General features: G+C 59.2%; 5 protein-coding genes and 7 pseudogenes. 2 read left to right on the forward strand and 10 right to left on the reverse strand.

Annotated features, from left to right (window positions below; all coding sequences use genetic code 11):
• From TX76_RS14880 to TX76_RS14920, 10 genes and pseudogenes are all read right to left on the reverse strand, one after another.
• The coding region (locus tag TX76_RS14880) for a phosphoenolpyruvate carboxylase (protein ID WP_228842397.1) at positions 1 to 413 on the reverse strand (413 nt) is incomplete at its 3' end.
• A 7-nt stretch (positions 414 to 420) separates the two neighbouring features.
• Positions 421 to 1,851, reverse strand: coding sequence for an aldehyde dehydrogenase family protein (locus tag TX76_RS14885; protein ID WP_049903514.1), 1,431 nt, complete (start codon positions 1,849 to 1,851; stop codon positions 421 to 423).
• 195 nt (positions 1,852 to 2,046) lie between these two features.
• Positions 2,047 to 2,763 (reverse strand): annotated as a pseudogene (locus tag TX76_RS14890) (transposase); the annotation flags it as partial.
• 22 nt (positions 2,764 to 2,785) lie between these two features.
• A pseudogene (locus tag TX76_RS14895) lies at positions 2,786 to 3,612 on the reverse strand (transposase).
• Between the two features lie 103 nt (positions 3,613 to 3,715).
• Positions 3,716 to 3,925 (reverse strand): annotated as a pseudogene (locus TX76_RS17215) (IS5/IS1182 family transposase); the annotation flags it as partial.
• Complete coding sequence (locus TX76_RS17220) at positions 3,897 to 4,763, reverse strand: SMP-30/gluconolactonase/LRE family protein (protein ID WP_079890852.1); 867 nt, start codon at positions 4,761 to 4,763, stop codon at positions 3,897 to 3,899. The gene TX76_RS17220 and the pseudogene TX76_RS17215, both read right to left, overlap by 29 nt.
• A gap of 52 nt (positions 4,764 to 4,815) precedes the next feature.
• A pseudogene (locus TX76_RS14900) lies at positions 4,816 to 5,370 on the reverse strand (transposase); the annotation flags it as partial.
• Between the two features lie 3 nt (positions 5,371 to 5,373).
• Positions 5,374 to 6,394, reverse strand: a pseudogene (locus TX76_RS17225) (IS630 family transposase).
• Between the two features lie 45 nt (positions 6,395 to 6,439).
• Positions 6,440 to 7,161: pseudogene (locus TX76_RS14915) on the reverse strand (IS4 family transposase); the annotation flags it as partial.
• Positions 7,162 to 7,298: 137 nt separating this feature from the next.
• Positions 7,299 to 8,210: pseudogene (locus tag TX76_RS14920) on the reverse strand (IS4 family transposase); the annotation flags it as partial.
• A 111-nt stretch (positions 8,211 to 8,321) separates the two neighbouring features.
• Here TX76_RS14920 and tnpC point away from each other — a divergent pair.
• Both tnpC and TX76_RS14930 read left to right on the forward strand, forming a co-directional pair.
• Complete coding sequence (gene tnpC / locus TX76_RS17230) at positions 8,322 to 9,764, forward strand: IS66 family transposase (protein ID WP_228842398.1); 1,443 nt, start codon at positions 8,322 to 8,324, stop codon at positions 9,762 to 9,764.
• A gap of 160 nt (positions 9,765 to 9,924) precedes the next feature.
• The gene (locus TX76_RS14930; protein WP_049903522.1) at positions 9,925 to 11,304 is read left to right on the forward strand and encodes a sulfatase family protein; all 1,380 of its coding nucleotides are present in this window, start codon (positions 9,925 to 9,927) and stop codon (positions 11,302 to 11,304) included.
• Positions 11,305 to 11,815 lie beyond the last annotated feature (511 nt).

Here is an 11,815-nt window from a genome sequence, read left to right on the forward strand (position 1 = left end):
TGAGCGGTGAAGGTCGGCTCGATCAGCACGTCCCCGAGGATCCGTTCGACGACCGCGGGGTCGCGGTCGGCGAGACTCTCGACGGCGGCGCTCAAACTGTCGGCGAGCGATCCCTCCTGGGAGGCGGTCCGGATCGCGCGGACGCGTTCGCGCTCCTCGGCGAGGTTCACCATCTCGAAGTACGTCGTGAACGCGCGCGCGACCGTGACCGCGGTCTCGGGTTCGAGGCCGCGCAGCGTGCGATCGAGGGCGTCGCGCGAGTCGCGCTCGCCGTCGCGGTAGTCGATCGCGGTGGTGCGGAGCTCCTCGACCGTCTCGAACGCGTCGGTCGAGGTCTGCGCTTCGAGAACGTCACCGACCAGCGCGCCGAGCTCCCGAACGTCCCGCTCAACCGTGCGATTGTGTAGCGTCATCGTGTTGTTAGAGCACGATACTCTTGTATCGAGTGAACCCTTCGATACTCGTGCCGATACCCTCGCGGCCGATGCCCGAGTCCTCGTTTCCGCCGAACGGGATGTCCCCGAGACCGTGGGAGGGTGCGCCGTTGATTCGTACTGCGCCGGCGTCGATCCGCTCGGCGACCCGGAGCGCACGGTCGTACTCAGTAGTAAAGACGCAGCCGTCGAGCGCGAGATCGGTCCCGTTGGCGATCTCGATGGCGTGGTCCTCGTCGGCGAACGTCGTCACCGGGATCACGGGACCGAACTGCTCCTCGGCGACGAGGCGTGCGCTCTCCGGAACGCCGCCGAGCAACGTCGGCTCGAACGTTTGTCCACTGCGCCCGCCGCCGCGAACGATCTCGGCACCCCGATCGGTGGCGTCGGTGACGAGCTCCTCCACCCAGTCAGCCTGGTCGTCGCTGATGAGCGGCCCCAGCGCCGTTTCCTCGTCGAAAAGATCACCCGTCGGATACCCGTCCATCTCGCTCTCGATCCGTTCGACGAGATCGTCGTGGATCGACTCGTGGACTAGGACGCGGCTGATCGCCGAACACCGCTGGCCGGCGTACTTGAGACCGCCCTTCGCACACGCCGCGGTGGCTTCGTCGAGGTCGGCGTCGGGGAAGATGATCGCGGGGGCGTTCCCGCCGAGCTCCATGTGGAGGTGCACGATCCCACTCTGGCGGGCGACGTGTTCGCCTGCGCCCGACGAACCGGTCATCGCGATCGCATCGATCTGCTCCGAACCGGCGAGCACGTCGCCGATCGAACTTCCATGTCCCGGAACGAAGTTGAACCCGCCCGCCGGAACGTCGGTCGACGCGATGACGTCGGTCAGGATCGCGGCGCTCACGGGAGTCTTGCTCGCGGGTTTGAGCACAACGCTGTTGCCGGCCGCGAGCGCGGGCGCAACCTGAAGCGCGGTCGTCGAGAGCGGATAGTTGTACGGCGTGATGCAGAGCACGGTTCCGCGGGGTTCGGGCTTGGTGATTGCCTCCCAACCCTCGTGCCCGGCGGTCGCTCCCGGCCGGAACTCGCCCTTTAGTCCTCGGGCTTCCTCGACCGCGCGCTCGAATCGCTCGGCAGCCGATTCGACTTCGCCGCGCGCGCTCGCGATCGGCTTTCCCGCCTCACGAACGATCACGTCCGCGAGTTCGTCCTTCCGGTCGCGCAGGCCTGCGGCGATGGCTTCGAGCCACGCAACCCGCTCGGGGATTGTCGACGCAGCCATCGCCGGCTGCGCACCCTCGGCTGCATCGAGCGCTGCTTCGGCCTGGAGCGGGCTCGTGGCGGTGATCCGGGCGAACACGCCACCTTCGGCGAGATCGCTCACTTCGATGACGCCGTCGCCGCTCTCCCACTCCCCGTCGATGTAGGGGCGTTCAGTGTGCATCTTCAACACGGTAGCCATAGACACAAATTCGATTCCGAGAACAAAATGTTTACTGTGTAATTAATAAACACTCAAATAGGCTCAAGGAATCCCTGAGTTTGACCGTGTCGGCGAGCTAGAGCTCTTCGGCATGGCTCTGATAACTTCGAAGGTCTCCTTTTTGCTTCAGCGCCCGATTTAGTGCTCTATTGAAAATGCGGTACAGGAGTACAATCATAGCGTCTTGGCGAGTTTCTTGATGTTGTTGAGCGCGAATAGGAGAACGATCTCACGGAACTGACGATACCAGAACCGCGAACGCAGGGCGGAGTCCTGCGTTCGCTTGACCGTCGAATAGGACGTCTCGGACATCCATCGCTGGGTGTAGCCTTTTGCTCGGATGAGCGCATTATTCGCAACAGCCATCGGTCTCGATCCTTGGTGATGAACGAGGTACTCGACGTCTAACGCAGCGATTTCGTATTCGGTGTGCCAGTCCTGGAAGCCGTTGTCAGCAGCCACTGACCGCAGATCGTCCGCGTTCCTGCGGACGACCCGCGGTCCGGCCTTGGTGTCGTGTTCGCGCTCGATACAGCAATGGATGTCCAGCACCGCAAGCGACTCTGTATCGGTCAGCGTCGTCGCTTTGGCTGTCTTCACGCTTCGCCCACAACGCTGGGGGTAGTACTGTGAGGCTTGCCGCCGTTCGAAGAACGTGCTATCCAGCGCGACATCTCCAGACTGCGGGTGTTGCTGCGCTGAAACGCGCAGCAACGCCCGCCAGACGTACATCGCGTACCGATCGAGTGAGTGGTAGAACGTGGTCGGATCAGGCAGCGCGTCTGAATGGAGCCCGAGCAGATCACACACCTCCGGCATGAGGCTCAGGCGGTCGATGAGTTCGGTGAAGGTGTAGCCTTCTTCCTTGCGGATACAGTGTACTGCTGTGTTGAATAGGGGTACAGCGCGGGGATCATAGAGACTCGCAGAGTTGTTCGATGTTCGAGATAGCGAACATCAGGACGATCTCGCGGAACTCACGATACCAAAACTGCGCTCGCACGGCGGAGCCGAGCGAGCGCTTCGTCGTCGAGTACGATGTCTCGGACATTCATCGCTGGGAGTATCCCTTCTCCCGGATCAAGGCGTTGTGGCCGACTGTTTCTGGCGACGATCCCCGTTCGAGAACGAGCGGATCGACGTCGAGCGTGTAGAACTCGAACTTGCCCATCCAGTCGTGGAATCCCTTGTCTCGGCGACTGAGAGCAGGTCGTCGGCGTTCCGCCGGACGACCTGCGGCCCGAGTTTCGTATCGTGCTTCCACTCGACCGAGCACTGTAGATCCAGCACAGCAAGCGACTCCGTATCGGTGAGAGTTGTGACTTTTAGCGTCTGTACGTCTCGATCCGCTCGCTGAAGGTAATACGACGAGGCGTGACCACGTTCGAAGAAGGTACTGTCGAGAGCAGCGTGCCCGGACTGCGGGAGTTGCTCCGCAGAAACGCGGAGCAACGCCCGCCAGATCGTCATATTGAATCGGTCGAACGATTTGTAGATCGTGGAGTAGTCCGGGACATCGTTGAGGTCGAGTTCAAGAATCTCGCGCAGTTCGCTGAAGCAGCGGAGACGATTTTCCGTTTCACGGTAGCTGTGGTCGTCTTCAAGCCGATATCCGTGAATGACGAGGTGCTTCCAGCGGGCAAGCCCACCTTCGGCGGGCTTGCCCGCGTTGGTCCCTAACGCTTGTATGGCAAGCCGCTTACAGTCCTTCAGGAAGTCGAGGAGATCGACTTCAGCCATACCGGTCTTCCTCGGCTTCATCCTTACCGATGTGACGGTCTATCCCGCCGCCCTACCCCTGTTCAACAGAGCAGTAAAATGAGGGTGTGATAGAATCGATCTCTTACCGTATCACGGTGCTCCCAGGGTTGTCTCCGCGATCATCGTTGGTGATTGCGACGACGAGTCGCAGACACAGCGCGAGGTAGCACTGTGTTCGGGCATGAACGCGGCCTCGGGCGCGAAACGTCCCGAGATTGCAGTCGTTGCACGCTCCGATCGTTCATTCAGCCTGTGATCGCCGGTCATACGTCTCGTTCAAGACCAATTGCTGACCGAAGAGGAGGGGTTCCACCGACATCAGGCGAGAATCGGAAAAGTCCGCCTGCACCTTTCCCTTCAATATCTCTATCGTTGCCAGCCAAAGCGGTAGTCACGTATGCATCCGAGTAGTTTGACCCTCCGAATGTGATTGCGGAAACCTTCCTTGCCGGAAAATCGACACGGTTAACGATACTGCCGTTCTCTGGATGGTGACGCACGACACAACCACCGTTCCACCGTGCTGACCAGACATACCCTTCAGCGTCGACGGTGAGACCATCCGGATTTCCTGGTGTCCCAATGGTTGAGGCGAACGGTTGGCGATTCACAAGATCTCCACTTTCGGGATTATAGTCGAATTGCCAGATGGTTTGAGCCTTTGTTTCAGTATAGTAAATACCATTCTGGTCAGGGATGAATTCCAAACCATTAGAAATGTCTACGTTTTCAATCAGTGATCGAAAGCGACCATCGGTCTCAAATCGGTATAAACGTCCATTTGGCGGGAGAGTTCCGGCGTATACTCGTCCTCTCGAATCCGCCACTACATCATTGAATCGAGAATCGGCTTCCTCGGGAATCTCGGTCAAAATAGTGCTCTCTTCGCCTTTATTCCAAACAGTAACCATACCACAATCTTCGAAAAGTAGTAGCGATCCATCCTTCTGTATAGTGAATCCGCCAATTCGAGATCCTTCTCGGACTCGTTCATGATCGTTTGCAGTGGCATCGTATCGATGAAGATGTCCTTGCGGGATATCTACGAAGTAAATGACATTCTCACCAGGGTGCCAAAGAGGGCCTTCTCCCACCTCACATCGAATATCCAACACGCATTCAGGACTCATGAGAGTTAGTGAGGTTGAGAAAGCAATTAACCTTTGTGCCATCCGTCTTTAGCTAAGCCTCGATCGTTGGCTGAGTGACGGTAGCGAGCCGCTCTTGGAGAATCGGTCGCTGTTGGTGAATCTTCTGAGCATCTTCGATCAGCCGTTCCAACAGCGGTGGTGGAGAGTAGCCGAGGTAATCACCGAGTTCGTGAAGGATGAGCTGGGCGTGCGACCGGAAGGTCGCAGCCCAGCGTTCCGTCGGAAAGACGCACTCGTCATCAGCTTCCTCTGTCACTACCTTTAGCAACGCTCGACTCACCACCAACGACAGCAACGCTGCGTACAGCAAAACCTCCACCACGTGCTTCTTGCTTGTATCGAACTCGTCCAGTTCGTACTGCGTCTTCAGCTCCCGAAACAGTACCTCTACTTCCCACCTGCACCGATACAGTGTCGCTATATCCGCCGGTAGAAACGACTCTCGCGACAAGTTCGTGATGTACAACTGGTAGTCGTCGGCGTCCTCGACGTGGACGCCGACGACGCGGAATCGCTTCGTATCCCACGACTGCGTGCCCGCGTACTCACGCCGCTGGAACGAGACTTCTACTTCGACATCGATATATATTCAAAGACAGAGATATTGAAACACTCCTGGTGGACTGATCGATTCGAGTGCTGTCCAGACTGCTGATCGGATCTCGGCACAACTGTCGAAGTAGCGGTTACCGAGGATGAGTTTGAGTCGCCGCCAGTACTCTTCGGTTGGATTCAGGTCCGGCGATCCAGTCGGGAAATACACCAGCTCGATCGGTTCATCGGCGGCGAAGTTCTTCACCACCTTTGCGGTGAAGTACGTCGCCTGGTCCAACAGCACCACCAACTTCTCGCCGAATTCTGTCTGAAGATGCTCCAGAAAGCGGATCGTCACCTCGCCGATGAACGATCCGCCGCACTCCAGCACCGTCGTCTCCCCGTACTCAGTGACTGCTCCCAGAAGGTTCACGCCCTCGCGAGAGGCCGACACGCCCACGGTCGGCCTCTCGCCAACCGGATACCATGCTGCATAGAGGTCCGCTCCAACCGCTTTCCGTGTCTGGTCGATCGTGACGACCGTCGCGTCCTCGTCACGGTGTCCTACTTTTTTTCGACTATCTCCTCGAACTCCTCACGTTCGTCTTCGTCGGCAGAGGCCGGTTCCGGCCGGGGTCTCTTCGGTGAGACCCGGCCTTGTGCATGAGCCGACAAACGTGACGGCGTGAGAAAGCGACGTCAAACGTCTCGATGAGGTAGTGCTGGGCGAGAACGCTACTCCACGCTGGGTCGTCGTATCCGGCTTCTTCAGGTGGCTCATGGAGTACAGCGGTGAACTGCTCGAACTGGTCGTCGCTGAGTTCGGATGGACGGCCGGGACGAGATTTATCGTAGAGCGCGGCGTCGAAGCCGCGCTCTTCGAAGCGATTCAACCAGTTGTAGACGGTCTGTCGGTCCCATCCGTATTTGTCTTCAATATCGGCCGGAGAGAGTCCTTCCAGATATTCGCGAGCAGCGGTGAGCCGTTTGATCGCCTTTGGGTCGGTCTCGTCCACGAGTTGCTCACGGACTCGACGTTTCGTGAGGTCGGGAATCTTGTTCCCTTCCTTGGCCATATCGGTGGTTGTTTCGCCGGCGTATCAAAACTTCCGGCACACGGTATACTTCCGCTGAAGATCCCCCACGATGTCGTAGACGTGCTCACCTTCGAGAGGAATGGCGCGACCGCGCCATTCCCTCAACTCTGCCGTTATCACTGGATTTGAACTGTCTTCAGCTGACTCATGAAGTAGCTGTCGTTCTCATCGATCAGTGCAAACCGGCGGAACTTGAAGTACGCTCGATCGAACAGTACCAGCCATCCTTTCAGCCACGAGCCTGTATCGAATGCGGTGCTGTCGTGGGCTTTTTCATCGGTGACGCTGAACCTCTCGATCATCTGGTCGGTAGCGTTATGGAGCAGGTGGAGCCGTGCTCCAGCCTGCTCCTCTTTGCGACCTTCGTACTCCTCAGCAAGGAACTGATGCAACCGCAGGACCGTCACATCAGCGATGATCACATCTCTGAATCGGCTGAATTCTTCACTGACCGTGTGTGGGACAGCGACCTCGTCGAGCGCAGTCTCGACGAGGTCGCAGAGATACTCCGCGAACAGCGACGTGAGTCGCTGGTAGAAACCGCCAGGTGAAAGCGTCTCGTCGGCTGTAGAGTTGTAAGCACGTCTGAAGCCGGCGAGTGTTCGGCTCTCGCCTGCGGCGAAGCCGAACACGAACGCCCAGACCAACGCTGGGATCTGGAGCTTCCCATCTCGCTCGACCACGCCGAGTTCCTCGGCGTGCTCTTCGAGCATCGTCGATGGAAAGAGCGTAGTGAGCCGCTGCATAATTCGAGGTGAGGAGGCATCGTCGTACACAGACACCGCCTCCTCACTCCTGCCGAAAAGATGCCTCGATAAGCCGCCGCTGTCACGCGATTTTTCGCTTAGCTAAAGACGGATGACCTTTGTGCATTCGTATTCGGTTAAGATGGAAAACCGCCACACAGCTCGGCATTCACCTCCTCAAGCAGAGTAAGTCGTGACGGCGATGGCTGCTTGGCTTCGTGATACAGAATCTCGCCGAGGTTTGGTCGAGGATACCCGTAGCCAGCGGCGATCTCCTGAAGGATTAGCTGGGCGAGCGACCGGAAGGTCGCCGCCCAGCGTTCCAGCGGGAATACGTACTCGTCACCTTGCTCCTCGGCGTACTCGACGAACTCGCGAAGGATGGCTCTGCTGACGACCAATGTCAGCAGAGCCGCCACTACCTGAATCTTCACGATGTGAGCCTTCTCGGTTTCGAACTCACCCAGAGAGTACCGCGACTTCAACTCTCTGAACAGCAGCTCTACCAACCACCGTGCTCGGTACAACGTGGAAATCTCGTCAGGACTGAACTCATCATGCGGTAGATTGGTGATGTACAGCCGATAGCCGTCGTCGGCGTCCTCGTCGCGGACGCCGACGACTCGCAACCGCTTGGTGTCCCACGATTTCACCCCATCGTACACTCGTCGCTGGAAGGAAACTTCGACTTCAACATCGATGTGCTCCCGGTACAGATCTCCAACTACGTCGTAGATTCGCTCGCCTTCAAGCGGAATGGCCCGACCGGGCCATTCCTGCAACTCTTCGGTCACTACTGGGTTCGAACTCGCCTTGAGACGGCTCACGAAGAAGCCGTCGTTCTCGTCGATCAGTGCGAACCGGCGGAACTTGAAAAAGCCGCGATCTAGCAAGAAGAGCCGCCCAGACAGCCACGAACCCGTCTCGAACAACGTGCTCTCGTGGGTGGTTTCGTCGGTGATCTCCGACGAGATCACCGACTGCTCGGTCACGTTGTGGACAAGATAGAGCGTCAGTCCCGACTCGTCCGCATGAGTGGCTTTGAATTCGTAGGTGTTTAGCGGAACAGTCGAGTCGAAATCGTAGCTCTCAGGGAAGAGTAGGACAAACGACCGCTAATCGTGCTTTCCGGGCCTGACGGATCGCCGGGTCGTTCGACCTTGGCGATCCGTTCTGCGGGTCGGACGATCTTTCCCCAGCGGGATCTCGCTCTTCTCGTTGAGAACGCGTTTCTTCGTCAGCAAAACGCCGAGCAGAACGAACGAATCGAGCAGCTTGAAAACCACCTCAAGAAGTACGAAAACGCCCACACGCCGTCCAGCCAACAGGACGGTGCCGGACAACAGCCACAGAATGAGGAGTCGGAGCAAGACGAGGAAAACGACGAAGCTGGCGGCGACTCCGACGCCGCCAGCGACTCCTCATTCGGACCCGGACGCAACCCCGGCCACGACGGAACGACCCGGCCACCACCCGACCCGGACAGGACCGTCCGGGTCGGGGAGGCGTACTGTCCCGATTGCGACCGCGTTCTCACCGATCCAGACGAGTACGTCTCCCGCGTCATCGTCGATATACCGCTTCCCATCCCGACCGAGGTCACGAAATACGAGCTCGGAAAGCAGGAGTGCTCCTGTGGTAACGAAGTTGTCGCCGAACATCCTGATTGCCCGGAAACCGGGCGGTTTGGGCCACGCTTGCTGGCCCAAACCGCTCTCCTTCGCTATCACGGCCGGCTTCCGCACCGCAAACAGGCCGAGCTGTTCGACTGGCAGCTCGACCATCCGGTCTCACCGGGAACGATCTACAACATGACCGAGCGGGTCGCAGACCGGCTGCGACCCGCGTACGAAGACGTTCGAGCCAGCGTCCGTGACAGCGACGTCATCTACTGCGACGAAACCGGCTTTCCGGTCGACGGCGATCAGCACTGGGTCTGGACGTTCGTGACCGACGAGGACGTTTTCTACACAATCGACGAGAGCCGCGGGAGTCAGGTGCTGGAGGACGTCCTCGGCGACGAACTCGCCGAGGACGCCACCTTGAGTTGTGACGGCTGGTCGGCGTATCCGAGCTATCACGGGAAGTTGCAGCGGTGCTGGGCACACCTGCTCCGAGAGGCGAAGTACGTTGCTGAGCGGCACGAGGAGGCTGAGCCGATCTCGGAGGTACTGCACGATCTCCACGAGGATCTAACCGCGTTCGATGTGGAGGACCCGCCCGCCTCCGCCCGCGAGCGGAGGCGGGCGCAGGCCTCGCTGTGTCTGGAGGAGTTGATCAAAGCGGACTACGAGGCCGAGGAAGTGACGCAGTTAGCCGAGAAGATCCGGAACGGGCTGGGAAGTTGGCTGACGTTCGTGACGGAGCCAGACGTCGATTCGACGAACAATCGCGCAGAGCGGGCTCTACGCGAGCAAGTAGTGATGCGGAAGATGTTCGGCGGACTCCGGTCGGAAACCGGAGTCCGCATCCACGAGACAGTCTCAACGATGGTGGCGACGTGGGAACGCCAGGGACTCGATCCACCCGATCAGCTGACGTCAGTGCTGGGAGGAGAATGGCCAGATTCGCGAGCAGAGGCATCTATGACGGAACTACGCTAAATAAGTACCCTCTGTCCTTGAGTATACGTTAAACACGCACATCCGGGTTTCTGAGGACAGATTGTTGTAACATATCCATATTCGGCCGTCGAATCGCTAAGGAGCGGCGAGCTGCGTCTCACCCAAATCGTTTTCACCACCGTTCACGTACCACAACGCGATGGCCACAGCCGAGCAGCCGAACGTCCTGTTCGTGTTCTCCGACCAGCATCGAGCCTCGGCCATGGGGTGTTCCGGCAACGACGACGTGCGGACGCCGAACATGGACCGCCTGGCGCGAGAAGGGACAAGAATGAGCAACGCGTACGCGAACGACCCTGTGTGCGGGCCCAGTCGTGCGTGTCTCGTTACCGGTCAGTACCCTTTCTCTCACCAATCAATCTTCAACGATATCCAGTTGCCGACCGACGTCCCGTCGGCAGCCCGACCATTCAACCACCGCGGCTACCAGACGGGGTACGTCGGCAAGTGGCACCTCGACGGTCTCCCACGAGACAAGTGGACGCCGCCGGGGCCGCGTCGGCAGGGATTCGACGATTTCTGGGCGGCCTACGACTGTTCGCACGACTACTTCGAACCGAAGTACTACCGCGATATTCCCGCCTTGATCGAACCGGAAGGGTACGAACCAGAAATCCAAACCGACCTTGCCATGGAGTTCGTCGATCAGTGTGGGGACGATCCGTTCTGTCTCTTTCTCTCTTGGGGGCCGCCCCACGACCCGTACGACGAAGTTCCGGACCGGTATCGCGATCTGTACGACCCTGACGAACTGATCCTGCGGCCGAACGTCGAGCCGATCCCTGAGGCGGTTCCGTATCCGGATTATCAGGGGAACGACGTGCGGCAAGCGCTGGCGAACTACTATGCACAGGTGACCGCCCTTGACGACCAGCTCGGACGCCTTCTCGATCATCTGGACGAGACAGGCCGGGCCGACGATACGGTCGTGGTTTATACCGCTGATCACGGCGACATGCTCTGGTCGCAGGGGGCGACGACGAAACTGGTTCCCTGGGAAGAATCCGTCAATGTTCCGTTTCTCGTCAGGTGGCCCGAGCGGGTTCCGGCCGGCGCGACGAACGAGAGCCTGCTGTCGACTGTCGACGTCGCCCCGACGCTCTTGTCGCTGACCGGGATATCGGTACCCGATGGGATGGATGGCGAGGACCAATCGGATGCGATCATTGAGTCCGAAGATGACGGCCGGGAGGCGGTATATCTGATGCGGACGACTTACCCGCGATACGAGTGGCGCGCGGTCCGGACTAAGCGGTTCACGTACGCCCGACTGCTCGATGGGAGCAGTTGGCTACTCTACGACAACGAGAATGACCCGTACCAGCGACGAAATCTCGTCAGCGAACCCGAGTACGAGGGTCTGCGCGCTGAGCTCCACGAACTGATCGACGAACGCGCCGCGGCGGTCGGCGATCCACTCCTTCCGGGCCCAGAACTGGCCGAAGAACTCGGCGTGCTGCCGGACCTCTACGCCGCCTGGTTCGACGCCGGCTACGACGTACCGGCGCAGTTCAGGTAGGCTATCGGAATTCAGCAAGGGAGATCGCCACGCGGCATGTCGTCCAAAGGCGGGACGAGACGACGGCGCCGCACGTCACTGTCGCGAGTCGTCCCGCCTGATGAGGTTGGCCTGCCCGGTCGCCGAGCTACCGCCTGTATTTTATTCTACCGGTGGATCCGTCGGCACCGTTAACTTAGGCACGCGTTCCAGACCCGTCCGAATTGGCGCAGCCAGTTGTTCATGCTGACAACGTCGTCACCGGTAAACAAAGCGCAGAAGGTGTCGATACGGAGTTTGTGTTCCTGAACCCAGCGTTCGATGGGGTTTCTCACGCTGTGGCATTGTATGATTCGTGTAATACCGAGCTTGGTGAAGACGGGACCGTAGCTGGCCGTCCGTCACGACGATTGGCGGCGCTCTCCCGTACAACTCAGCGAGTCCTCATGGAACTCTTCGAGTTGTGAGTGTGTTTCGCGACGGAGCGACCGACGCGTGCAACAGGTGACGCGTTTCTAGATTGACCGCCGCA

Source organism: Halococcus agarilyticus (genome assembly GCF_000334895.1).
GTDB lineage: Archaea > Halobacteriota > Halobacteria > Halobacteriales > Halococcaceae > Halococcus > Halococcus agarilyticus.

Coding starts and splice junctions, on each gene's coding strand:
- TX76_RS17220 (WP_079890852.1), bottom strand. CDS start 4,763: ATGAGTCCTGAATGCGTGTTGGATATTCGATGTGAGGTGGGAGAAGGC.
- TX76_RS14930 (WP_049903522.1), top strand. CDS start 9,925: ATGGCCACAGCCGAGCAGCCGAACGTCCTGTTCGTGTTCTCCGACCAG.
- TX76_RS14885 (WP_049903514.1), bottom strand. CDS start 1,851: ATGGCTACCGTGTTGAAGATGCACACTGAACGCCCCTACATCGACGGG.